Raw genomic sequence first — 25,002 nt, 5'->3', positions numbered from 1 at the left:
AAACTTCAATTACATATTTAATAAATAGGCAAAAATTAACGGCACAACAATAGTTGCGTCAGATTCTATTATAAATTTCGGTGTATTAATGTCTAATTTTCCCCAGGTTATTTTCTCATTTGGAACCGCGCCGGAATATGATCCATAACTTGTGGTAGAATCTGAAACCTGACAAAAATAACTCCAAAATGGCGTGTCGGTACGTTCTAAATCTTGGTATAACATTGGTACCACACAAATTGGGAAATCACCTGCAATTCCACCACCTATTTGGAAGAATCCAATACCGGTTTTAGAATTTTCAGTATACCAATCGGCTAAGAAAGTCATATATTCAATTCCAGATTTCATTGTACTTGCTTTAAGTTCCCCTTTTAACACGTAGGAAGCGAAAATATTTCCCATAGTACTGTCTTCCCAGCCCGGAACCACCATTGGCAAATTGGCTTCAGCAGCAGCAATCATCCAACTATTTTTTGGGTCAATTTCATAATATTGTTTCAACACTCCTGAAAGCACCAATTTGTACATAAATTCATGCGGGAAAAATCTTTCTCCTTTATCTTCGGCATCTTTCCAAATTTTGAAAATATGTTTTTGCAATCTTCTAAAAGCTTCTTCTTCAGGAATACAGGTATCAGTAACCCTGTTCAATCCACTTTCCATTAAATCCCACTCATCCTGAGGAGTTAAATCCCTATAATTTGGCACTCTTTTGTAATGGGAATGAGCCACCAAATTCATAACATCTTCTTCCAAATTCGCACCAGTACAGGAAATTATTTGAACTTTGTCCTGTCTGATCATTTCAGAAAATATTTTTCCTATTTCAGCGGTACTCATTGCTCCTGCCAAAGAAACCAACATTTTTGAGCCGGCAGCTAACTGATCTTCATAAGCTTTAGCTGCATCAACCAGTGCTGCGGAATTAAAGTGCAAGTAATACTTTTCAATAAATTGTGAAATTTCTCCTTTATTAGTCATAATCCTCGTCTTCAAATTTTGTTGATTTATTATTTGGTTCTTTAAAACCAGATTCATTTTCGTAATCGTCTAATTCCAAGTTATTAAACTTATAACTCAACATTTTATAATACAATTTTGCGGCAAGAAAATCTGATGATTTGTCTTTTTCATTCGGACACAATTCAGCGATATCAAATCCGACCACATTCTTTTGTTTGAATATTTTTTTCAAAAAATCCAATGTTTCGTACCAAAGTAATCCTCCTGGTTCAGGCGTACCCGTTGCAGGCAAGATTGAAGGGTCAAAGGCATCCAAATCAAAAGTTATAAATACATTTTTAGTCATTAAGTCAATGGCATTTTCCATCCAATAATCATCTATGGCCATTTCATGAGCAAAAAACACTTTATCTTCATCCATTACCGTTTTTTCAATTGCATCCATACTTCTAATACCCACTTGAATTAAATTGGTATTTTGACTTGCTTCGTATGCCGTACAGGCATGATTGCAGGCTGATCCGTTATATTCCTTTCTTAAATCGGCATGAGCGTCAATTTGAACCACCGTTAAATCATTGAAACATTCATTAAAAGCTCTTATAGTTCCAATAGAAATAGCGTGTTCACCACCTATAATGGTAACAAATTTATTTTTTCTGATAAAAGTTTTGGTAACTGCATGAACCGCAGCAACCATTTTTTCAGGAGAAGAATTCTCAGTAACGGCATCAGCCAAATGAATTCCATTTTTATAAACTTCAGAATCGGTTTCAATATCGTAAAGTTCCATATTGTCTGAAGCATTTAAAAATGCTTCAGGCCCTTTATCGGCTCCTTTTTGCCAAGTACTTGTTCCATCATACGGAACAGGAATCAAAACTATTTTTGAAGTTTCAATTTTGGCATATTGTTCAGATATCCCTGCGTAAGTTCTTTTATTCATAACCTAATATTTTTAAAAAATCGCTTGCTGTTTGTTTTTCTTTAAACACTTTAAATTCTAGTTTTCCTTCGTTATTTTTTGATATAATAATATGTTTCGGCTGTGGAATTAAACAATGCTGTAAACCTCCGTAACCTCCTATTGATTCCTGATATGCGCCTGTATTAAAAAAACCTAAATACAGTGGTTTTTCTTCTTTATAAATCGGTAAATAAATGGCATTTATATGCTGTTCCGAATTGTAATAATCATCACTGTCACAAGTTAAACCTCCTAACAACACCCGTTCATAAACATCGTTCCAGCGGTTTAAAGGCAATAAAATAAATCGCTTATTTATCGCCCAACTGTCTGGCAATGTGGTTATAAACGAAGAGTTTATCATATTCCATCTTTCTCTGTCGTTTTGCTTTTTTTGGTATAAAACCTTGTAAATAGCTCCTCCACTCTCTCCTACCGTATAACTACCAAATTCAGTAAATAAATGTGGCACTTGTACCTCTGCATCATCACAGGCTTCCTTTATTTGACTGATAATTTCACCAATCATATATTCATAATCGTAATTAAAAGCCAAGGAATTTTTTATTGGAAATCCACCACCAATGTTTAAGCTGTCCAAACTTGGACAAATTCTTTTCAAATTGATGTAGACCTTTAAACATTTGCTTAATTCATTCCAATAATAGGCATTGTCTTTAATACCCGTATTGATAAAGAAATGCAGCATTTTTAGGTTCACCTTATGATTGTCTTTTACTTCACGCCTATAAAAATCAACAATATTTTTATATCCAATTCCCAATCGAGAGGTGTAAAATTCAAACTTTGGTTCTTCTTCAGAAGCAATTCTGATACCTATGTTTATTTTCTTTTTGGTTCCTTCAGTAAGTAACCCTATTTCTTCATAATTATCAATAATTGGAATACAATTTTTATGACCGTTATTGATTAACCTTTGAATATTTGTAATGTAATCATCTCTCTTGAAGCCATTACATAAAATAAAAGTTTTATCCGTTATTTTACCGTCTTTTTTTAAATTCTCAACAATATCAATATCAACTGCAGAAGACGTTTCAATATGAATATCATTTTTTAATGCTTCATCCAGCACATGTTTAAAATGAGAGCTTTTAGTGCAATAACAATAATGATATTTAGCTTTATATTTATGCGTCTTCATGGATTTATGAAACCATTCTTTCGCTTGTTGAATATTCTCGCTAATTTTTGGTAAGTAGGTGAATTTTAAGGGTGTTCCAAATTCTTCAACCAACTGCATCGTGTCAATATCATGAAAATGTAAGTTTTTATCGGAGTCAACCTCAAATTCTTCTTGGGGAAAATCGAATGTTTGGCTTATTAAATCGATGTATTTTGTGTTCATTTAGTATTTTAATTTTACAATTAATAGGGTAGTCATTTTTCGACTAATATTAAGTTCAAAAAAGGTTTGTTATATTTATACTCTTAATACTAAATAATTTTTTTTAAACCTAACAACTTTCAATGGGCTGAACAACATTAAAATGTGTTTAAAAGAAGTCATTAAAATGCTTAATTCTTCGTTATATTTTTCAATAATTTTGTGTTTTAAAGACTTGAAAACATTAGCGTTAGATGATAAAAAACTAATTTTCTTTATGGCCTTTAAAAACGTTGGCGCAAACTTATATAAAAAATCAATACAAATTAAAAAAAATCTAAATTTATCGCGTAAAAACCAACTCATTTTCTGAGGATAAGTTTGCGTCAAAAGCATAGCGATCATAATTAAAATTTTTCAAACCCTCTATAGTTTCAATATGGTGATCAATGATGAAACGAACCATTAAACCCCTCGCTTTTTTGGCAAAAAAAGCAATTATTTTTAATTTTCCATCCTTAAAATCTTTAAAAACGGGCGTAATTATTGGAACTTTCAATAACGCTGGTTTTACAACTTTAAAATACTCTTGGCTAGCTAAGTTAACAAATAATTCATTTTCAGCAAGTTCCATATTTAATTTCTCAGTAATCGTATCACCCCAAAACTGGTATAAATTCTCCTTTTTATCAATCTTTAATTTAGTCCCCATCTCCAAACGATAAGGCTGCATCAAATCTAAGGGTTTTAGCAAACCATATTGTCCTGACAAGATTCTTAATTTATTTTGGAGTTGATCCAATTTATCAAGCGGCAAGGAATAAGCATCCAGGCCCAAATAAACATCTCCTTTAAAAGCAAATATTGCCTGGCGTGAATTTTTTAGCGTAAAAGGCAATTCCCATTCCTGACTTCGTTGCCAATTTAATTCACCTAAATTTGGGGAAATACTCATTAATTCAGAAAGTTGTTTTGGTGATTTCTTTTTTAAAACAGTATTTATTTTTGCGGATTCTTCTAAGAAAATTCCTTGGGTAAATTGCTTTGTGGAAATTGGAGTCTCATAATCCAATGATTTAGCTGGTGATATAACGATTTTCATTAATTATTTTTTATCTTTTTTTAGTTGAAATTCATCCAACCATACAATTTTATAATTGAATTTTAAAAACAATTGATTAAAATTAAAAATTAATTAATAAATATTCGCGTTTTTCAAAATTATTATTGAAATAATCTGCATTTTGCAATCTTGTAACTAAGATTAGGATTCGTATTTATTCAAATTCTTCGTTGTTAAATCAGCTCATCTATAAATTGCTGTATTTTTTTGTAGAGCAATCCAACGTGATAACCATCCATTAATGCGTGGTGAACTTCCACCGAAAAAGGGATTTTTTGAATTTCATTTTCTGTAAATAATTTACCGAAAACCAATTTTGGAATTCCTTGCAAGCCTTCATTTCCCTTTCTTGCATGCTTAAATCCGGTAAAAGAAACCCAGGGAATTGTTGAGCAATGAATAATGCCCAGATTATTATCCTGAACATTAAATACGATTCCATTTTTATGATTTTCGAGCACTATTTTACCCTTAATATCAAATTCAGACATCGTTTTCTGAAACTCGAAATCGCAAAATGAAAAAGTTAGGTCATCATTTAAAACAGTGGCGCCAATATTTACGTTATCAAATAAGTAAATTTTATCGTTTTTAAATCGCAATTTAAATTCGGTAATATCATTTGCTGATTTTAAAGCAACATATAAACAAGCCAACGAAAACGACAAATGATGTTGTTTGCAATACTTGTAAAGATTAGCGACTTCTAAATTGGCAGTAATATTAAAAAAAGGATCTGCATACGTTTTAAAAAATTGGTATTGCGCTTTTCTGTTCCAGTTTTCAACATCAAATTCTTTCATTTCAATCTTTTTGATTTATGGTATAGCTTCTCCATTTCTCTAAACACAATTGCATGTCTTGAGGCATTTCAGAATTGAACTGCATAAATTCTTTCGTAATTGGATGCTGAAAACCCAGCGTTTTTGCATGAAGCGCCTGTCTTGGCAATACTTTAAAGCAATTTTCTACAAATTGTTTGTATTTGGTAAACGTTGTTCCTTTCAAGATAATATTTCCCCCATAACGTTCATCGTTAAAAAGTGTGTGTCCAATATGTTTCACATGTGCTCTAATTTGATGCGTTCTGCCAGTTTCCAATTTACATTGAATTAAGGTAACATAACTAAAACGCTCCAATACTTTATAATGTGTAATTGCAGGTTTTCCAAATTCACCGGTAGGAAAAACATCCATTTGTAAGCGATTTTTTAAACTTCTTCCTATATGTCCTTCAATAACCCCTTCTTCTTCGGCTATATTCCCCCAAACTAAAGCATAATATAAACGTTCTGTTGTTCTGTCAAAAAATTGTTTAGACAAATGAGCCATCGCAAATTCGGTTTTTGCCACCACCAACAAACCGCTGGTATCTTTATCAATTCTATGAACCAAGCCCGGACGTTCGTTAGAATTCGTAGGTAAATTTTCAATATGAAAAATCAATCCGTTCACCAAAGTGCCGCTGTAATTTCCATGTCCTGGATGCACAACCATTCCTGCAGGTTTATTTACCACCATAACCTCATCATCTTCAAATAAAATATCCAAAGGAATGTCTTCGGCAACCAATAAGTTTTCGTGAGGCGGATGGGCTAAAACAACACGAACAACATCTTTTGCCTTTACTTTGTAGTTTGATTTTACAGGAATGTCATTCACTAATATATTTCCTGCTTTTGCTGCCTGCTGAATTTTATTTCGAGTAGAGTATTCTATAAAATTCATTAAATATTTATCCACCCGCAATGGCTCCTGACCTTCGCTGGCAACATATCTGTAATGTTCGTAAAATTCTTCTTTTCCTAATTCGTCTATGTCTTCTATTTTCATTCTATATTCTCTTGTTCAGAATTATCTATTTGCTGATCGCCACCATCTCCATCTCCTAATTTTAGGATAAGCTCTGAATCTTGTGGAATTTTATCACCCGTTTTTAATTCCTTTCCATTATATATTAGACCTCTCACGACATCTTTCGCAATATCATTAACATAAATTTCCTCTGCGCTTATTCTGAAACCTATGGCTGTTAATTGTGAAGTAGCCTGTCTTTTTGTTTTGCCGTAAAAATCGGGTATTTCAACGTCTTTATATCCTGAGGGATTCAATGTTAAATATATTTTCCTGTTTTCTTTCACAAAATCTCCAGCTTCCGGACTTTGCTCAATGACTGATTTCTTCGGATAATTCGCATTATAACTGGCAGAGTCTATAACCTCCCAGTTCAAATCCAGCTCATCCAGCGTATTTTCAACTTTGGTTAAACTCATTTTCTCCAAGTTGGGAACTTCAATTTTTTGATTGTGATTGGTGGATATATTTAACCACATCACCATCACAAAAACCAATGCAAATAATACTGCAAAAGCAATTAGCAACTGCTTAACAAATACTTTAGATTTTATAAATTGAATTAAACTCATATTCCCGTTTTTTTTGATATTGTGCAAAGATACTTTTTTATTGTTTAATTGTTTAATGGACTTATTACCTAATTAATCAATTTTCTTTTCAACTTTCAACTTTCAAACTTTCAACTTTAAGCTTTTAATATGTAAGTTTGTATTTCAACTTAGTAAACATAAAATGAAACGAGCATAACAAATTTTGATACACAAAGGAATGATTATTGGCGAACAGCAGCTGTTACTGCTAAAAAATAAAATTTAAACAGATGAAAAAAAATATTGCCATAATTATGGGCGGATACTCCTCGGAAGTTGAAATCTCTTTAAAAAGTGGCCAAGTTGTCTATCAAAATATCTCAAAAGAAAAATACAACACCTACAAAGTTCATATTCTTAAAGATAAATGGGTGCTTGTTGACGATCTTGAAAATGAATTTCCCATAAACAAACACGATTTTTCTACTAAAATTAATGGCGAAAAAATTAATTTCGACTGTGTTTTTAACGCCATTCACGGGCATCCAGGCGAAGACGGAACTATTTTGGCATATTTTGAATTGATTGGGCTTAAACACACATCAGCGCCATTTTACCAAATGGCCTTAGCCTTTAACAAAAGAGATTGTCTAAGTGTGGTGAAACAATACGGCATAAAAACTGCAAAATCTTACTTCCTTAATAAAGGTGATAATATTAAAGTGGAAGAAATAATTGCCAAAGTGGGTTTGCCTTGTTTTGTAAAACCCAACAATGCAGGTTCCAGTTTTGGAATTTCCAAAGCAAAAACAACTTCGGAAATGATTCCTGCAATAGAAAAAGCTTTTAAAGAAGACTCCCAGATTTTAATAGAAGAATTTTTAGACGGACCTGAAATAACCATTGGCGTTATAGAGTACAAAGGAAAAATTAAAGTGCTGCCCATGACAGAAATTGTATCAGAAAACGAGTTTTTTGATTACGACGCAAAGTATTTGGGAAAATCCCAGGAAATTACGCCTGCCAGAATCTCCCCTGAAATTCATAAAAAATTGGAGAAAACAGCTTCTCATGTCTATCAAATTCTAAACATGAGTGGGTTTTCACGTTCCGAATATATTTTGGTAAATGGCGAGCCTTATTTCCTGGAATTGAATACGGTACCTGGGTTAACATCTGCTAGTTTAATTCCCCAACAAGCGGAAGCTGCGGGCATTACTTTAGAGGAAATTTTTCACAACGCCATTGAAATGGCTTTAAACAAAAACTCATGAAACGAGCATTACAAATTTTGACACATAAAGGAATTATTATTGGCGAACAGCATCTGTTGCCGCTAAAAAATAAAATTTAAACAGATGAAAAAAGCAATTTTTCCAGGATCCTTTGATCCAATTACATTAGGTCACGTTGATATTATTAACAGGGCTTTGCCCCTATTTAGTGAAATTATAATTGCTGTTGGCGTAAATACCGATAAAACCTACCTGTTTTCTCTTGAAGACCGCATCAATTTTATCAAAAAACATTATGCCAATGAACCTAAAATAAAGGTTGAAACGTATTCTGGCTTAACCATCGATTTCTGTAAAAAATTAAACATACATTTTATTCTAAGAGGCTTGCGAAATCCGGCTGATTTTGAATTTGAAAAAGCAATTGCCCAAACCAACAGAAAATTATCAACTGTTGAAACGGTTTTTTTATTAACCTCGGCCGACACTTCCTTTATAAGCTCAAGCATTGTGCGCGATGTTTTAAAAAATGGCGGAGATATTTCTTGCTTGGTTCCGGAGAGTGTTTCAAAAAAATTATGAGAATGGACTTTAAAAAATTACTTTTTTTAGGGTTATTCACGTTATTTTCTTGTACAATTTCAGCGCAAAAAACACTGAAAGATTTTACGACTACATTTGAAAAATCAAAGGGCGCAGAAACTTCCACTTACCAAGAAACCATCACCTTTTACAAAGAATTGGCCGCTGCTTATCCCGAAATTTCTATGTTGGAATTTGGCGAAACAGACAGCGGATTCCCCTTGTATCTGCTTGTTTTTAATACTTCAAAAGAATTCGACTTTAATAATATTCACCTCCGTAAAAAAAATATTATTTTAATCAACAACGCCATTCATCCAGGAGAATCTGATGGTGTTGATGCTTCTATGATGTTGTTGAGAGATCTGGTTCAGGATAAAAACAGGATTCCGCGATTAAAAAATATGATAATCGCTATTATCCCAATTTACAATATTGGCGGTGCTTTAAACAGAAGCAGTCACTCACGTGCAAACCAAAACGGTCCGAAGGAATATGGATTTCGAGGAAATGCCCAAAATTTTGATTTAAATCGGGATTTTATCAAAGCCGACACAAAAAACGCCAAAGCATTTGCAAAAATTTTTCATTTGATCAAACCTGATATTTTTATTGACACCCATGTAAGCAATGGCGCCGATTATCAATACGGAATTACGCATTTATTTACCCAACACAATAATTTAGGAAATGACTTAGGTGATTTTATTGAAAATGAAATGAGACCCAATATAGAAGCTTCATTGCTAAAAAAAGATATTATCATTACACCTTATGTGAATGTTTGGAGAACAACGCCTGAAACCGGTTTCAGCCAGTTTTTCGACAGTCCGAGATATTCGACAGGTTACACCACTTTATTCAACACCCTGGGAATGATGGTGGAAACCCATATGTTAAAACCCTACAAGCAACGTGTTGAAGAAACCTACAGTTTATTAGAATCTGTGATTGATTTTACCATTGAAAAAGGTGCAGAAATTAAAGAACTTCGCAACAATGCTGTTGCAAATATTTTAGCAAAAAAAACCTATCCCATTTCTTTTGAACTTGATAAAAACAACTATTCAACACTGCAATTCGAGGGCTACGACGGAAGTTATATTGACAGTAAAGTAACCAATGGCAAACGTTTGTTTTATGACAGAACAAAACCCTACATAAAACCTGTAAAATATTTCAATAATTATATCCCTTCAAATGAAATTCAAATTCCGAAAGGCTATATTTTAAAACAAGGATGGTGGAAAGTTGTGGAACGGTTAGAAGATAACAATATTGAATATATTTCTTTTAAAAAGGACACAATGTTAACTGTTGAAGAACAACATATTAAAGATTTCAAAACAAATACAAAACCTTTTGAAGGACATTATCCACATTTTAATACCACCGTTTCAGCTGAAACCAAAAATGTGTTATTTAATAAGGGAGATATTTATATTCCTGTCCAACAAAATGGTGTTCGTTATATTATAGAAACCTTAGAAGCTGAAGCAACGGATTCCTTCTTTAACTGGAATTTTTTCGATACCGTATTAGCGCAAAAAGAACACTTTTCATCCTATGTTTTTGAAGATATTGCAGAAAAGTTGTTACAAGAAAATCCGACTTTAAGAAGTCTACTGAATCAAAAAATGAAAGCAGATAAAGATTTTGCAGAAAACCCAGAAGCACAGTTGGATTTTGTGTACAAAAATTCTCCTTATTATGAAGATGCACATTTAAAACTACCCATTTATAAAGTGTTTTAAATGCTGTTTTTATTAATTAGCAACTCCCAATAACCAACATCTATCCATTTTTTAAACTTGTAGCCCACTTCTTTAAATTGCGCTATTTTTTCAAATCCGAATTTCTCATGTAAAGCGACACTCGCTTCATTAGGAAGTGATATTCCTCCAATTACCGCATGAAAACCCAAATCTCTTATCTGCATTAACAATTCTTTGTAAAGCAGAGATCCTATTCCCTTTTTTCTTGCCTCCTTTTTCAGATAAACAGTGCTTTCTATTGTGTATTTATAAGCTGATCGGGGTTTCCATACACTTGCATAAGCATAACCTATAATTTCCTTACCTTTTTCATAAACAAGCCAAGGAAATTTTGAATGGGCAGCTTGAATTCTTTCGCCCATTTCTTCATTACTTACAGGTATTTCTTCAAAAGTTACGCAAGAATTAAGAATATAATAATTGTATATTTCAGCGATTTCCTGTGCATCTTCCAATTTTACTGTTCTAATCATTTGCAGTAAATAACAGCTATTAATTGATATTTGTTAGTCAGAAAAACATTTTTCTTCTGACTAAATGCTAAATACTACTCAGGCCACTCAATGGTGTCATCATCAATAAAAAAAGGCGTCCATTGAATTTCGTCCAAAACACCGTCATTTATCCAAAAATTAATTGATTTATCTTCAGCTTCAATCACTTTTTGATCTTCGTCGTCATCCTCGGAACAATCCTCAAGGTTCCATTCTCCTAAATTCATTTCATCCAAATGTGCAATGAGCTTTTCCTCAGTCAGCCCAATTAAATTTTTCCCTTCCAATTCATAAAAATCATCATTCACAGAAATCATAATTAATTTCCAGTCTTCCTCTTCATCAAAACTGAGCGATATCAATAAATCGTCATATTGCCAGGATTCCGTCAAATCTTTTTCAGAATCCGAATGAGAATATTTATCAATAAATGAAGGTTTACCAAGCATTGCTTTCACTTCATCTCTTGTCATTCCAAACTTAAGAGAACCCAATCCGTAACCTGGCTTTATTTCTTTTAGTACTTTTTTCATTATTTTCAGATTTAGATTATCACAACAAATATAATAGTTTATTGCCTATAATTTATGGATAAAAAATAATAAAATCATTCCATTTTTAACAGCGGCAATTCATTCAAAAATGAGTATTTTGCACATCTCAAAAAAACCTATAAATGAAAGTATGTATTGCCGAAAAACCAAGTGTTGCGCGTGAAATTGCTGCCGTTTTAGGCGCAAACACCAAACACGACGGTTATTTTGAAGGAAATGGGTATGCGGTTACCTTCACCTTCGGACATTTATGTACTTTGTTTGAACCCAACGATTACAAACCGCATTGGAAAAGCTGGGATTTGAACAATTTACCCATGCTTCCGGAAAAGTTTGAAACCAAGGTTAATGACAATCAAGGAATTAAAAAACAATTCAACATTGTTAAAAGTCTGTTTGATAAAGCCAGTTTAATTATCAATTGCGGTGATGCCGGGCAAGAAGGAGAATTAATTCAACGCTGGGTAATTCAGCAGGCAAATTACAAAGGAGAAGTAAAACGCTTATGGATTTCCTCATTAACCACGGAAGCCATCAAAGAAGGATTTCAAAATCTAAAACCTTCAGAAAACTACGACAATTTATATTATGCCGGCTATTCAAGAGCGATTGGCGATTGGTTGCTTGGAATGAATGCCACAAGATTATACACCCTAAAACACGGCGGAAACAAACAAGTTTTATCTGTTGGAAGAGTGCAAACGCCAACTTTGGCCATGGTGGTGAACCGATTTAAGGAAATAGAAAATTTTGTTCCGCAACATTATTGGGAACTGCAAACACTTTACAGGGAAACACTTTTTAATTGTGAAGAAGGGCGCTTTCAGAAAAAGGAAGACGGGGAATTGCTTGCAAATAAAGTAAAAGAAAGCGATTTTGAAATTGTTTCCATCACAAAGAAAAAAGGAAAAGAAAAAGCACCTAAACTATTTGATTTAACTGGATTACAGGTTTATTGTAACAATAAATTCGATTTTTCAGCCGATGAAACGCTGAAAATTGTTCAAAAATTATATGAACAAAAAGTAGTGACGTATCCAAGAGTCGACACCACATTTTTACCTGATGATGTGTATCCGAAGGTACCCGGAATATTAAAAAACTTAATTGCTTACCAAGCTTTAACTTCACCTTTATTAGGAAAAAAAATAAAAAAATCGCCTTTGGTTTTTAATACCAAAAAGGTAACCGATCATCATGCCATTATTCCAACTGGCGTTCAAATTAATTTGCCCTACAGCCAACAACAGGTTTACGATATTATCACGAGGCGATTTATTGCAGTGTTTTATGATGATTGTACCGTCTCAAACACAGCTGTTATTGGCGTTGCGGCTAAGGTCACTTTTAAAACAACCGGAAAGGAAATCCTGGAAAAAGGATGGCGCATTGTTTTTGAATCTGCCAATGTTCAAGAAAAAAGGGAAGCAGATATCCTGCCAAATTTCACTAAAGGAGAAAAAGGTCCGCACGAACCTTCATTTTTAGAGAAAACAACAAAGCCGCCTAACTTATTCTCTGAAGCCACATTGCTTAGGGCCATGGAAACTGCCGGTAAACAAATTGACGACGATGAATTGCGAGAATTAATGAAAGAAAATGGCATTGGACGCCCTTCAACCAGAGCAAATATTATTGAAACGCTGTTTAAACGAAAATATATTATTCGCAATAAAAAACAGTTGTTGCCAACTCAAACAGGAATTCAACTGATTGATATCATCCAAAGTGAACAGTTAAAATCGGCCGAATTAACTGGCCAATGGGAGAAAAAATTGAAGGAAATTGAAAAAGGAACCTTCAATGCGGGAACTTTCATTAAAAATATGAAAAAAATGGTAGACAATTTAGTGTACGAAGTTCGTTCCGAAAAAATAACGGCGAATATTTACCACGCCGAAACTGCCAAACCTGCCGTTAAAAAAAATAACATGACTTCCACCGGAATTTCTTCTGAAAAATGTCCGAAATGTAAAAAAGGAAAAATTCTAAAAGGGAAATCCGCTTATGGTTGCAGTGAATATAATAACGGCTGTGATTTTAGGCTGCCTTTCAGTTTTCTAGACAAAAAAATATCGGAAAAGCAATATATTCGCTTATTGCAAAAACAGTGCACCGTCAATTTAAAAGGTTTTAAAACAGAAACGGGCGAAACTGAGGGTTTAATTCGATTTGACGAACAATTTAATTTGGTTTTGGAAGAAAAGAATACTTCGACTACGCTCAGTAACCAAAATGTTCCTGATAAAATTAGTTGTCCCAAATGTCAAAAAGGCACCATCTTAAAAGGAAAAACAGCTTACGGTTGCAGCGACTATAAAGACGGTTGCGATTTCCTTTTTAGTTTTGAGGACATCAGAAAAAAAGCTGCCGGACAAACGCTTTCCGCAGCATTGGTTTATGCTATTTTAAATGGAAAATCCTAACGAAAATAAACGGCATCAGCATTTTATTATTTATAAACCTTATGGTTATTTAAGTCAGTTTGCGAATAATGACATCAGCAAGCATAAGAAAAAATTATTGGGCGAATTTTACGTATTTCCTGAAAAAATAATGGCTATTGGCCGGTTAGATGAAAAGTCGGAAGGTTTATTATTGCTTACCACCGATGGAAATATGAGTGAATTGGTTAGAAGCAGCAAGATAGAAAAAGAATATTTTGCAGAAGTTGACGGCGACATTACTGATGAAGCCCTTGAAAAGCTAAAAATTGGTGTTGAAATTGGATTTGGCGGAATCAAATATACCACAAAACCTTGCCAGGTTTTTAAATTAAACGAGATTCCAAATTTGCCCGAAAGAGCTAAAAAAATAAGAGATGAAAGGCACGGGCCAACAAATTGGATTTCTATCACTTTAAGAGAAGGGAAATTTAGGCAAGTTCGAAAAATGACTGCCGCTGTGGGTTTTCCAACCCTAAGATTGGTAAGAGTTCGCGTTGGGACAATTCACATAAACGATATGAAAGCTGGTGACGTGAAAGAAATTTTGGATTTTGAATTTTAGATTTTAGATTATTGGCATATTGGCTAATTCCCTTTTCTACTTTCAAACTTTTGACTTTTTTGGTCTATTTGATCTTCTCTATTTTCTTTTTGACTTTAATAAAAATTTCATAACTTGTTATTCTTAAACGAAAACCAAATTTCACGATGATTACACTTCAAATTAACGGAGAAAAACACAACATTGATGTTGCTCCTGAAATGCCTTTGCTTTGGGCAATTAGAGATATCGTTGGACTTACAGGAACAAAATATGGCTGCGGAATTGGCGTATGTGGTTCATGTAAAGTATTACTGGATAATTCCCCTGTGCAGTCTTGTATGATTCCCGTATCGGCCGCAGAAGGCAAAAATGTAGTGACTATAGAAGGTGTCTCAGAAAATTTGAAGTTGCTGCAAGATTCTTGGGCAGCGCTAAATGTTCCTCAATGCGGATTTTGCCAACCAGGTCAACTTATTGCGGCGACTGCATTGCTCGACAAAAATAATGACCCAACCGATGAAGAAATTAACGAAGCCATGATCGGAAATATTTGCCGTTGCGGCACTTACCAACGCATAAAAAGTGCCATTCACCGAACTGTTGAACTTAAAAAACAAGGATAGCCATGAATCCAATTAGAAATATAAGTCGTAGAACTTTCGTAAAAAGTATTGGTTTGGCATCAGGAGGATTGATTTTAGCCTGCAATACTTCCATCTTTTCAGATAAAGAAAAAGGGAAAAATAAAGATTTAGTCAATTTCAACCCAAATTTATTTATTCAGTTAAATGATGACGGAAGCTTAATTTTAATCGCTTCGCGTTCAGAAATGGGGAATGGCGTCAGAACTTCTTTAACATCGGTTATTGCAGATGAAATGGATGCAGACTGGACTAAAGTTACTGTACAACAGGCAGTTGGTGACGTAAAATATGGTGATCAAAATACCGATGGCTCAAGAAGTGTTCGATATTTATATGAACCGATGAGAAAAATGGGCGCTATGGCAAGAGCTATGTTAATCACAGCTGCAGCGCAAAAATGGCAAGTTCCTGAATCTGAATGTTCGACCGAAAACCATTTTGTAATACACTCAAGCGGCAAAAAAATTACCTATGGTGATTTGGTTGAAATAGCTAAAACATTGGAAGTTCCAACTGAGATAACTTATAAAAATCCAAAGGATTTCAAATATATCGGTAAAAAATTAAGAAGTGTTGATGTAGAAGAATATGCAAACGGAAGTGCTGTTTTTGGATTGGATAAGCGGTTGCCAAATATGAAATTTGCGGCAATACAACGTTGCCCTGTAACCTTCGGAACCGTAAAATCTTTTGATAAAACCGACGCTTTAAAAATTCCTGGAGTTATTGATATTATTGAAATTCCAAGAATTGAAAAACCTTTTGGAACGCTAGGTGGTATAGCTGTCATTGCCTCAAATACCTGGGCGGCCTTTAAAGGAAAAGAAGCCTTAAAAATTGAATGGAATTATGGCGATAATGTGACATACGATTCAGCAAACTATATGGCACAAATTACTGAAAATGTTCACAAACAGGGGAAAGTCGGAAAAGATGTGGGCAATGTTAACAAGGCTTTTAAAAATGCTGCAAAAATTGTTGAAAGCACGTTTCAATTGCCTCATTTAGCACATGCACCAATGGAAGTTCCAAATGCTGTGGCTTGGGTTCAAGGTGATTCCTGCGAAGTTTGGGCGCCAACACAAGATCCGCAATCTGCCAGAAAAGAAGTCAGTGATTATTTAGAAACTCCCGAGGATAAAGTTACCATCAATGTGACTTTTTTAGGCGGTGGATTTGGACGGAAATCCAAACCCGATTATGTGGTTGAAGCTGTTGTGATTTCAAAAGCAATCAACGCGCCTGTTCAAGTTGTTTGGACCAGAGAAGATGATATCAATCATGGTTATTACCATACCGTAAGTTCACAATACCTGAAAGCGTCGCTCGACAGCGCCGGCAATGTCAGTGGCTGGTTGCATCGATTTGCGCTTCCTTCAATTGCTTCCACATTTTCACCCGGTGTGGATTATCCGGCCGGATTTGAAATTGCAAGCGCTGCCAATGTTCCGTTTGACATAAAAAACATGAAAGTTGAAGTGGGACAATCTCCTGCACACGTCAGAATTGGATGGCTGCGTTCAGTCATTAATATTCCTCACGGATTTTCACAAAATGTGTTTGCAGATGAATTGGCGATTGCAGCTGGAAAAGATCCGCTGGAATTTAGGTTGAATCTAATTGGAAACGATCGCATTGAAGAAACAGAAAATGAAATAAAATACAATACTGCACGACTTAAAAATGTGTTAAAAATAGCCGCAAAAAATGCGGAATGGGGAAAACAACTTCCCGAAGGTCACGCTTACGGATTATCGGTTCATTACAGTTTTTATTCCTATGTGGCTTCTGTTGTTGAAGTTTCTTTGATTGACAATAAGTTGAAAGTCCACAATGTTTATACCGTTATTGATTGCGGAACCGTCGTAAATCGCGATACCGTTAAAGCGCAAATGGAAGGCGCTGCAATTTTTGGAATGTCATTGGCATATTACGGAAAAATTACCGCTAAAAATGGCGCTATTGAACAAAGTAATTTTCACGATTATAAAATGATACGAATAAATGAAATTCCGACTGTTCATGTGGAAATCGTGGAAAGCAGCGAAAATCCAACCGGGGTTGGTGAACCTGGTGTTCCTGTGATTGCTCCGGCTATTGTAAATGCAATTTATAAATTAACCGGAAAAAGATATTACAATTTGCCGTTATCGGATTACGGTCTGGTTTGATTTTAGTAGAAAGTTGCTAGGATAAAATTTGGAAATTTGAAAATTAGTCAATGAAATAATTGAAAAATTCAACAATTACACAATTCAACGATTCAACAAATAAGCGATTCAACAAATAAACAACTCAACAATTTTAATGAACAATTGGATTGAATTATTACATGAGTTTAAAAGAAAAAAACAGCCTGTAGCATTAGTTACCGTTACAAAAATTTTAGGATCTGCGCCCTGTAAAGTAGCTTCAAAAATGATTGTCACCAAGCAAAAAGAAATCTTTGGAACCATTGGCGGCGGCAAATTGGAATTTAAAGTGATTGATGAAGCTGTTGTTTCCATTTATGAAAATAAAATAATAGAATTATCCTATACTTTAGGCCCGGAATTTGAGCAATGCTGCGGTGGAAAAGTGGAATTAATTATTGAACCTATGAATCAATCTCCCGAATTATATCTTTTTGGCGCCGGACATATTGGTATTGAATTGTGCAATGTTTTAAAAAACACGCCCTTTAATATTACTTTGTTAGATGTTCGCGAAAACTGGAAAAGCACTATTGAAATCGACAAATCCATTACGTTTAGCGACATTGATTTTAATTTTTACAAACAATTTATAAACTGGGGTCCAAATTGTTACATAGCCATCATGACACACGACCATAAATTGGATTTTGAAATAACCGCGTTGGCCCTGCATTCCGAAACAAAATACATAGGACTTATTGGCAGTAAAACGAAAAAAAACAAATTCAATAATCTGCTAAAAAAAGAACTGAATTTTGAACTTGGAATTTCTCCCGTTCACTGTCCGATTGGTCTGGACATCGGCGGCTTCACGCCTAAAGAAATTGCCATCAGCATTGCTTCGGAATTATTGAAAAAATACTATGGAAAATGACCCTGTTTTTGTTTTGCTCGCTGGCGGAAAATCGGAACGAATGGGTGTGGATAAAGGTTTGCTTAAATACAAACTCACTTTTTGGATTTTAGAGCAATTAAACCGCATTTCAACTACAAAAATAAAAAAGGTTTATCTCGGTTTGGGCTACAATTACGAGCACTATTTTGATGCAATTCCTTGGTTAAAGGACGCATTGACAAATAATATTGATTATCAAGGATTAAAAGTAAAAACCATTGTAAATCCGACTCCTGAATTGGGTTCATTTTCTACACTTCAAACAGTATTGAAAAATATAAAATTCAATGGTGATGTGCTTGTAATACCAATAGATGTTCCACTTTTAAATTCAGAAGAACTAAACAACATCCTTTCAGTAAAAAATAACATTGTAATTCCGAATTTTGAAGGCAAAAATGGGCATCCCATAAAAATGGCTGCAAATTTTTGGCAAAAACTAATTTCGTTGGATGTTTCTAAGGAAAATTCTCGTCTCGATTTACAAATCAAAAAATTAAATTCAGAAGAAATTACAATTATAAAAGTAAATGATGCTTCAACCGTGAAAAACTTAAATGCCAAAACAGCGTGGATTTCTTATTTAAATGAAGAGAAAAATTAATTCCCTATTCGGAGGTTAGGGGGCCAATTAAAAAAGCAACTTAATATTTTCGTAAGTATTTTCTAATGCTTTATCGATTTCTGCCTCATTTTTAAAAACCACCTGTTCAATTCCTTCTTTAATTTGGGGCGTTAATTTACCTGAATAATCAGTACTCATTAAAAACCAATAGGTGGTTTTTAAAATGGTGTTTCCTTTCTCTTTATAAATATGATAGGTAGTTCCTAAAGGTTTTAAGATTTGAAGATTTGTAATGCCGCATTCTTCTTCTACTTCCCGAATAGCGCATTCTGAAATAGATTCTCCCTTTTCCAATTTTCCTTTAGGCAAATCCCATTTATTAAAACGGTAAATAAAAAGCACTTCACTATTGGAATTTAAAACCTTTCCTCCTGCCGCTTTTTGACTTATAAAATAAGATTTAAACTGCTGCCAACTTGCTGATAAATTTTCACATAACAAGAAGATACCTTCTAACCTATTCTGAAAAATTTGAGCAACAATTTCATCAACTTGGATGCTTTCAAAATTGACCGCGTTAAAATTTGTTGTATTTTTCTTATTATCTGTTAAAATTATTGGACAGTCATTCACAAAAACTTTATACATTTGCGTTATGATTTTAAACAAAGATACTGCAAAAAAAACAGCTGCGCTTTTGCTGCAGATAAAAGCAATTAAATTACAGCCAAACGAGCCATTTACCTGGGCTTCAGGATGGAAATCACCTATATACTGCGACAACAGAACCGCACTTTCTTTTCCAGAAATACGGACTTACATAAAAGAAAATTTAGTTAAAATTATTGAACAAGAATACGGAAAACCAGATGTTATTGCAGGAGTTGCGACCGGCGCCATCGCCATAGGAATTTTAGTGGCCCAGCAATTAAACGTCCCTTTCGTTTATGTAAGACCTGAACCTAAAAGCCATGGTAGAAAAAACCAGGTTGAGGGGTATTTGGAAAAAAATAAAAATATAGTAGTTATTGAAGATTTAATCAGTACGGGAAAAAGCAGTTTGAATGCCGTTAAAGCATTACAGGAAGAAGGGGCAAACGTAAAAGGAATGGTGGCCATTTTCTCATATGGCTTTGATATTGCACGAGAAAATTTTAAAGAGGCCAACGTTAAATTACATACTTTAAGCAATTACGATTATTTGTTGGAGCAATCTCTCGACAATAATTATATCACAGAAAAAGAATTAGAAACGCTTAAACAATGGAGAGAAGATCCGAGTGATTGGAAACAATAAATTATAAATTATGAACTTAGAAAGTAAAAAATCAGCAGTAAAGAAATCTCAAAAAGAATTATTTGAATTTTTAACCAACCTGAGAAATTTTGAACAATTGATGCCTAAAAATATTGACAAATTTGAAGTTGACGGAGATTCCTTTCTTTTCAGCTTAAAAGGAATGCCTGAAATTAGGCTTGTCATTAAAGAAAAAAATGAATTTGATAAAGTTATATTAAGTGCAGCAAGCAGTAAATTAAATTTTTCATTAACAACCTTGATTCAACCTATTTCAGAAAACACATGTGACTTGCAATTGCTGTTTGCAGGAGATTTTAATCCAATGATGGCGATGATGGTAAAAGGTCCGTTGCAAAAATTTATTGATACGTTGGCTGAAAATTCAGAGAAATTATAAATATTAAATTCAATTTTAAGAACCTGCAAATTTAATTTCCTTGAAATTAAATTTGCAGGTTTTTTCATTTTCCAATTCAACAACTAATTTCCCGTCTTCAAAAACATCGATGACTTTTCCTAAAAAAACAGTTCCGTTTTTATCTTCAAACATTGATGGCTTTTCAAACCTGTAAAGTGATTTTAAATATAATTTTTTTAATGGTTGAAATTCCTTTCTATCTATATAACCCATGAAGTTTTCAATTGAAATTACAATCGATTCTAATAATGAATCGGTATCAAAGTAATTTCCTGTAACCTTTTTTAAGGAGGTAACATTTCCAATAATTAAAGGGAATTTTTCCTGGTTCACATTAAGTCCAATGCCAATTACAGATTGCTTAATAGTATTGCCACTAACAATATTTTCGATTAAAATTCCAGCAAGTTTGTCTTTCTCTGCCAAAATGTCGTTTGGCCATTTAATAAATAATGGTGTTGCAATATGTGTTCGAATAGCTGTGAATAATCCTAAGGAAACTGCCATACTCAAATAAAATTGATGCTCAATCTCTAACGAAGAAAGTCTAATCAATAGGCTAAATGTCAGGTTTTTACATTTTTCAGAGTGCCATCTTGCACCCATTTGTCCCCTGCCGGCAGATTGATATTTTGCAGACACCACCGTATAACTTTCCACCTCATTTTCAACAGCAAGCTTCTTCAAGTAATAATTTGTAGATTCAATGGCATCAAGTTTGATAATATTCATTTAGTATAGATTATTTTAGCAAAGTTACTTTAAGCACATTATGTTATAAAAAAATAATAACTTTGCACAAAACTAAAAAAAATTTAATGGCAAAAAAAAATAATAACGCAGACGACTTAATTGTAGCAATTTTGAAAGCGATAGATGATGTAAAAGGGGTAAACGTTCAAATTTTAGATTTGAGGGAAATTGATAATACAGTTTGTGATTATTTTATTACTTGTACAGGAACTTCAAATACCCATGTAAATGCTATTTCCGGCATTATACAAAAACAAGTAAGCAAATCAGCAAAAGAAAAACCTTGGCACGTTGAAGGCGAAGGTATCGCAGAGTGGATTTTACTGGATTACGTAAACATTGTAGTTCATGTTTTTCAGAAACATATTCGTGAATATTATGATATTGAACGTTTATGGGGTGATGCAAAAATCACAAAAATAGCTTGAACAAATTAATTTTTTACAAATAATTGAAAAAATATAAATGACTCAGAATACTAAAAATACGCCCAATAATAAAGGCCTAAAACCACCTAAATTTAATTTTTATTGGGTTTATGGAGGCATTTTCGTTCTATTTCTTATTTATCAATTTTTTACTGCAGGAGATTTATCCTCTAAAAATTTGAGCCAAAATGAATTTAAAACAATCCTTGTAGACAATGATATTTCCAGGATAGACATTGTAAACAAAAATGTGGCCAATATTTATATTAAAAAAGAGGCTCAAGACAAGGAAAAGCATAAGAAAAATAAAACTTCATTATATGCCGGTGATTCTCCAATGTATTCTTACTCCTTTGGTGATTTACAGAATTTTGAAAAAGAATTGAGCGAGGAAAAAGAAGCAAAACAACTTGATTTTGATGTAAAAAACATTGAAAGAACCAATTTTTTTGAACAAATATTGATGTACTTGCCTTTCATATTTTTAATTGGTTTGTGGATCTATTTTATGAGAAGAATGTCGGGAGGCGGTTCCGGAGGAGGTGCCGGACAAATTTTTAGCATTGGAAAATCTAAAGCAAAATTATTTGACCAAGATCAAAAAGTAAAAACTTCTTTTAAAGATGTGGCCGGATTAGAAGGTGCAAAAGAGGAAATTCAAGAAATAGTAGACTTCTTAAAAAGTCCTGATAAATATACTTCACTTGGTGGAAAAATTCCGAAAGGAGCCTTATTAGTTGGCCCTCCAGGTACAGGTAAAACCTTATTGGCTAAAGCCGTTGCAGGTGAAGCGGGCGTTCCGTTTTTCTCCCTATCAGGTTCAGATTTCGTTGAAATGTTTGTAGGAGTCGGAGCTTCCCGAGTGAGAGATTTATTTAAGCAAGCACAGCAAAAAGCGCCATCCATCATTTTTATTGATGAAATTGATGCTGTTGGAAGATCCCGTGGAAAAAACAATGTTACGGGAGGAAACGACGAAAGAGAAAATACTTTAAACCAATTATTGACCGAAATGGATGGTTTTGGAACCGATACCAACGTGATTGTAATTGCGGCGACCAATCGCGCAGATGTATTAGATAAAGCATTACTAAGAGCCGGACGATTTGACCGTCAAATTTATGTAGACTTGCCAAATTTAACAGAGCGCGAAGCTATTTTTAAAGTTCATATTAAGCCTTTGAAACTTCACAAAGATGTTGATATCAAATTTTTGTCACAACAAACACCTGGATTTTCAGGAGCTGATATTGCAAATTTATGTAATGAAGCGGCTTTAATTGCTGCCAGAAAAAGCAAAAAAGCGGTTCATCATCAAGATTTTCTTGATGCAGTTGATAGAATTGTTGGCGGACTTGAAAAGAAAAATAAGCTTATTTCACCAAGAGAAAAGAAAACAATCGCTTTTCATGAAGCTGGCCACGCAACTGCCAGTTGGATGTTAGAGCACGCCGCACCACTTGTGAAAGTGACTATCGTGCCGAGAGGACAATCTTTGGGAGCTGCCTGGTATTTGCCCGAAGAACGTCAAATTGTACAAACCGAACAGATGTTGGATGAAATGTGCGCAACACTTGCTGGTAGGGCTGCAGAAAAATTAATGTTCGACAGAATTTCTACGGGCGCCTTAAACGACCTTGAAAAAGTGACCAGACAAGCAAGGGCAATGGTTTCTATTTATGGTTTGAACGATAAAATTGGGAATATAACCTATTACGATTCCTCCGGACAATCCGATTACAATTTTACCAAACCTTACAGTGAAGATACCGCTCAAATTATTGATAAAGAAATTTCAAAATTAATTGAAGAACAGTATCAAAGAGCTATTCAAATATTGAGTGAAAACAAAGATAAGTTAACTACTTTGGCTGAACTGTTATTGGAAAAAGAAGTTATCTTCAAAAAAGATTTAGAAATTATTTTTGGGAAAAGAGCTTTTGAAAATGAGTATGCGGAATTGGTAACTGAAGTCGTGGATAAAGAAAAAGAAGTTACAGATGAAACAAAAAATGAAAATTCATTAGAAACAGAAGAGTAAATTGTAAACTTTTTTATAATTTTGGATTTATTCAATATAAATAATGAGCTTTTTCAAAAAATTATTTAATACCCCAAAACAAAAAGAAACTTTGGAGGATTCTTCAGAGTTTAAAGACTTGCCAATTGATCAGATTTTTGTAAAAAAATTCATCAAAAATAAAGGCAAGTTTTTGTATTGTACCTCTTTAGAAGAAGTGACTGTGAATTTATCCAAAATAATTCAGGAAAATTCTTGGAAAACTATAAGTTGTAACGATTACGATTTGCTTAAACTTTTGAAAGGAATTAAAGTTGAAACTGCAGAAAAAATTAATATAACATTGCCTTTTTTTTTAAGTTGTGAACACCTCATTGCAGAAAATGGCAGTATTTTATTTTCTTCAAATCAACTTAAAGAGCATAAAATTGCTGAATTATCTGAAAATTTTATTGTTTATGCTACCACCAGCCAACTCGTAAATACAAAAGGGGAAAGTTTAACGGGAATTAAATCACGCTATAAGGGGAATATCCCCAGCAATATTAGTGCAATTAACAATTTCAATATTGATGCCATTGAAGAAGACTTTATGAGTTATGGCAATACTAATTCAAAAAACTTATATTTGCTTTTATTTGAAGATCTATAATCTATGAAACTAATTTATAAGCGTACTTTATCAGGTCTTGTTTTTGTGAGTGTTTTAATATTTTGCATTCTATTCAGTAAAATAACATTTATTTTAATTTTTTTTATTTCCATGCTGTTTTGTTTGTATGAGTTTAAAAAAATGATTCAGTTAAAAAGTATTTTTCCCTATATTATTGGAACGCTTTTATTTATTTTCGGAAATATTCTTAATGTAGATGATGTGCCGGCTAGAATTATATTTGAGTATGTGGGCGTGGGATTATTTTTAACTATTTTCATCACTTTCGCTTCTATTTTATTTGCAAAAAAGGAAGAAGTTGTCAGTCATTTAGGCAAAATTTTTCTTACTGTCATTTATATCGTGGTGCCCTTTACCTTAATAGTGCAAATACCATTTTTAAATGGTTCATTTAATTATGTAAACACCACAATTTTAGGGGTGTTTATTTTAATTTGGACGAATGATACTTTTGCCTTTTTAGTAGGAAAAAACACAGGAAAACATAAATTATTGGAACGAATTTCACCAAATAAAACGATAGAAGGTTTTATTGGCGGAATGGTTTTTACTTTTTTAGTGAGTTTTATTTTAGCCAGTCAATTTACATCACTTTACCTTAAACAATGGCTTGTAATTGCAGGAATTGTAAGTGTCTTTGGCGTATTGGGAGACTTAATAGAATCTATGTTTAAAAGACAAGCCGGGGT

26 protein-coding genes are annotated in these 25,002 nt (G+C 33.6%); 15 read left to right on the top strand and 11 right to left on the bottom strand.

The features are described 5' to 3' along the window. Positions 1-9: 9 nt before the first annotated feature. The 7 genes from ABY285_RS03440 to ABY285_RS03410 form a co-directional block, all read right to left on the bottom strand. Positions 10-984 (bottom strand): deoxyhypusine synthase family protein, encoded by a 975-nt coding sequence (locus ABY285_RS03440; protein WP_372767047.1) that lies wholly within the window; start codon positions 982-984, stop codon positions 10-12. Next, the gene (gene speB / locus ABY285_RS03435; RefSeq protein WP_372767045.1) at positions 977-1,912 is read right to left on the bottom strand and encodes an agmatinase; all 936 of its coding nucleotides are present in this window, start codon (positions 1,910-1,912) and stop codon (positions 977-979) included. The genes ABY285_RS03440 and speB overlap by 8 nt, the downstream gene beginning before the upstream one ends. Next, a complete protein-coding gene (locus ABY285_RS03430; protein WP_372767043.1) occupies positions 1,905-3,302 on the bottom strand; it encodes an arginine decarboxylase in 1,398 nt (465 codons plus the stop codon). Before ABY285_RS03430 ends, speB begins: the two co-directional genes overlap by 8 nt. 322 nt (positions 3,303-3,624) lie before the next feature. Continuing rightward, positions 3,625-4,383, bottom strand: coding sequence for a peroxide stress protein YaaA (gene yaaA, locus ABY285_RS03425; protein ID WP_372767041.1), 759 nt, complete (start codon positions 4,381-4,383; stop codon positions 3,625-3,627). A 194-nt stretch (positions 4,384-4,577) separates the two neighbouring features. Further along, entirely contained in the window at positions 4,578-5,207 is a 630-nt protein-coding gene (locus tag ABY285_RS03420; protein WP_372767039.1) for a CatA-like O-acetyltransferase, read from the bottom strand. Between the two features lies 1 nt (position 5,208). Beyond that, on the bottom strand, positions 5,209-6,237 hold the full coding sequence (locus tag ABY285_RS03415; protein ID WP_372767037.1) for an RluA family pseudouridine synthase: 1,029 nt from the start codon (positions 6,235-6,237) through the stop codon (positions 5,209-5,211). Beyond that, positions 6,234-6,830 carry a PASTA domain-containing protein gene (locus ABY285_RS03410; protein WP_372767035.1) on the bottom strand — a complete coding sequence of 199 codons (597 nt, stop codon included), beginning with the start codon at positions 6,828-6,830 and terminating at the stop codon, positions 6,234-6,236. The genes ABY285_RS03415 and ABY285_RS03410 overlap by 4 nt, the downstream gene beginning before the upstream one ends. 251 nt (positions 6,831-7,081) lie before the next feature. Between ABY285_RS03410 and ABY285_RS03405 the strand changes: the two genes are divergently transcribed. The 3 genes from ABY285_RS03405 (at position 7,082) to ABY285_RS03395 (ending at position 10,362) form a co-directional block, all read left to right on the top strand. Beyond that, a complete protein-coding gene (locus ABY285_RS03405) occupies positions 7,082-8,065 on the top strand; it encodes a D-alanine--D-alanine ligase (protein ID WP_372767033.1) in 984 nt (327 codons plus the stop codon). Positions 8,066-8,149: 84 nt separating this feature from the next. Further along, the gene (coaD, locus tag ABY285_RS03400) at positions 8,150-8,608 is read left to right on the top strand and encodes a pantetheine-phosphate adenylyltransferase (protein WP_372767031.1); all 459 of its coding nucleotides are present in this window, start codon (positions 8,150-8,152) and stop codon (positions 8,606-8,608) included. Positions 8,609-8,610: 2 nt separating this feature from the next. Next, positions 8,611-10,362, top strand: coding sequence for a M14 family zinc carboxypeptidase (locus ABY285_RS03395; RefSeq protein ID WP_372767029.1), 1,752 nt, complete (start codon positions 8,611-8,613; stop codon positions 10,360-10,362). Here ABY285_RS03395 and ABY285_RS03390 read toward each other — a convergent pair. Both ABY285_RS03390 and ABY285_RS03385 read right to left on the bottom strand, forming a co-directional pair. After that, a complete protein-coding gene (locus ABY285_RS03390; RefSeq protein ID WP_372767027.1) occupies positions 10,359-10,856 on the bottom strand; it encodes an arsinothricin resistance N-acetyltransferase ArsN1 family B in 498 nt (165 codons plus the stop codon). The genes ABY285_RS03395 and ABY285_RS03390 overlap by 4 nt on opposite strands. 74 nt (positions 10,857-10,930) lie before the next feature. Continuing rightward, positions 10,931-11,410 (bottom strand): hypothetical protein, encoded by a 480-nt coding sequence (locus ABY285_RS03385; protein WP_372767025.1) that lies wholly within the window; start codon positions 11,408-11,410, stop codon positions 10,931-10,933. A gap of 143 nt (positions 11,411-11,553) precedes the next feature. Here ABY285_RS03385 and ABY285_RS03380 point away from each other — a divergent pair, with 143 nt between their 5' ends. The 6 genes from ABY285_RS03380 to ABY285_RS03355 all read left to right on the top strand — a co-directional run bounded on the left by ABY285_RS03380 (position 11,554) and on the right by ABY285_RS03355 (position 18,760). Continuing rightward, the gene (locus ABY285_RS03380) at positions 11,554-13,857 is read left to right on the top strand and encodes a DNA topoisomerase 3 (protein WP_372767023.1); all 2,304 of its coding nucleotides are present in this window, start codon (positions 11,554-11,556) and stop codon (positions 13,855-13,857) included. Then, positions 13,844-14,440: a pseudouridine synthase gene (locus ABY285_RS03375; protein ID WP_372767021.1), complete on the top strand. Its 597-nt coding sequence runs from the start codon at positions 13,844-13,846 to the stop codon at positions 14,438-14,440. The genes ABY285_RS03380 and ABY285_RS03375 overlap by 14 nt, the downstream gene beginning before the upstream one ends. Before the next feature lie 146 nt (positions 14,441-14,586). After that, a complete protein-coding gene (locus ABY285_RS03370) occupies positions 14,587-15,045 on the top strand; it encodes a (2Fe-2S)-binding protein (RefSeq protein WP_372767019.1) in 459 nt (152 codons plus the stop codon). Positions 15,046-15,047: 2 nt separating this feature from the next. Further along, a complete protein-coding gene (locus tag ABY285_RS03365) occupies positions 15,048-17,237 on the top strand; it encodes a molybdopterin cofactor-binding domain-containing protein (RefSeq protein WP_372767017.1) in 2,190 nt (729 codons plus the stop codon). Between the two features lie 136 nt (positions 17,238-17,373). Continuing rightward, positions 17,374-18,135: a xanthine dehydrogenase accessory protein XdhC gene (gene xdhC, locus ABY285_RS03360; RefSeq protein ID WP_372767015.1), complete on the top strand. Its 762-nt coding sequence runs from the start codon at positions 17,374-17,376 to the stop codon at positions 18,133-18,135. Beyond that, complete coding sequence (locus ABY285_RS03355) at positions 18,125-18,760, top strand: NTP transferase domain-containing protein (RefSeq protein ID WP_372767013.1); 636 nt, start codon at positions 18,125-18,127, stop codon at positions 18,758-18,760. Before xdhC ends, ABY285_RS03355 begins: the two co-directional genes overlap by 11 nt. 27 nt (positions 18,761-18,787) lie before the next feature. Here the strand turns inward: ABY285_RS03355 and ABY285_RS03350 are convergent, their stop codons facing one another. After that, positions 18,788-19,369: an NUDIX hydrolase gene (locus ABY285_RS03350; RefSeq protein WP_372767011.1), complete on the bottom strand. Its 582-nt coding sequence runs from the start codon at positions 19,367-19,369 to the stop codon at positions 18,788-18,790. 7 nt (positions 19,370-19,376) lie between these two features. Between ABY285_RS03350 and pyrE the strand changes: the two genes are divergently transcribed. Together pyrE and ABY285_RS03340 are read left to right on the top strand one after the other, a co-directional pair. Beyond that, positions 19,377-20,018 (top strand): orotate phosphoribosyltransferase, encoded by a 642-nt coding sequence (gene pyrE, locus ABY285_RS03345; protein ID WP_372767009.1) that lies wholly within the window; start codon positions 19,377-19,379, stop codon positions 20,016-20,018. Positions 20,019-20,028: 10 nt separating this feature from the next. Continuing rightward, complete coding sequence (locus ABY285_RS03340) at positions 20,029-20,418, top strand: SRPBCC family protein (RefSeq protein ID WP_372767007.1); 390 nt, start codon at positions 20,029-20,031, stop codon at positions 20,416-20,418. A gap of 15 nt (positions 20,419-20,433) precedes the next feature. Here the strand turns inward: ABY285_RS03340 and ABY285_RS03335 are convergent, their stop codons facing one another. Next, positions 20,434-21,171, bottom strand: a complete 738-nt coding sequence (locus ABY285_RS03335; protein WP_372767005.1) for a biotin--[acetyl-CoA-carboxylase] ligase — start codon at positions 21,169-21,171, stop codon at positions 20,434-20,436. 86 nt (positions 21,172-21,257) lie between these two features. Here ABY285_RS03335 and rsfS point away from each other — a divergent pair, with 86 nt between their 5' ends. From rsfS to ABY285_RS03315, 4 genes are all read left to right on the top strand, one after another. Next, on the top strand, positions 21,258-21,620 hold the full coding sequence (gene rsfS / locus ABY285_RS03330) for a ribosome silencing factor (protein ID WP_372767003.1): 363 nt from the start codon (positions 21,258-21,260) through the stop codon (positions 21,618-21,620). Positions 21,621-21,657: 37 nt separating this feature from the next. Next, entirely contained in the window at positions 21,658-23,661 is a 2,004-nt protein-coding gene (ftsH, locus tag ABY285_RS03325) for an ATP-dependent zinc metalloprotease FtsH (protein WP_372767001.1), read from the top strand. A 43-nt stretch (positions 23,662-23,704) separates the two neighbouring features. Next, positions 23,705-24,292 (top strand): hypothetical protein, encoded by a 588-nt coding sequence (locus ABY285_RS03320; protein ID WP_372767000.1) that lies wholly within the window; start codon positions 23,705-23,707, stop codon positions 24,290-24,292. Between the two features lie 3 nt (positions 24,293-24,295). Beyond that, on the top strand, positions 24,296-25,002 hold a 707-nt coding region (locus ABY285_RS03315; protein ID WP_372766998.1), incomplete at its 3' end, for a phosphatidate cytidylyltransferase.

It is taken from the genome of Lutibacter sp. (assembly GCF_041555395.1).
In the GTDB taxonomy this organism is placed as follows: domain Bacteria; phylum Bacteroidota; class Bacteroidia; order Flavobacteriales; family Flavobacteriaceae; genus Lutibacter.
The sequence above is the reverse complement of the archived record's forward strand: the minus strand, read 5'-3'. Positions and strand labels throughout refer to the sequence as shown.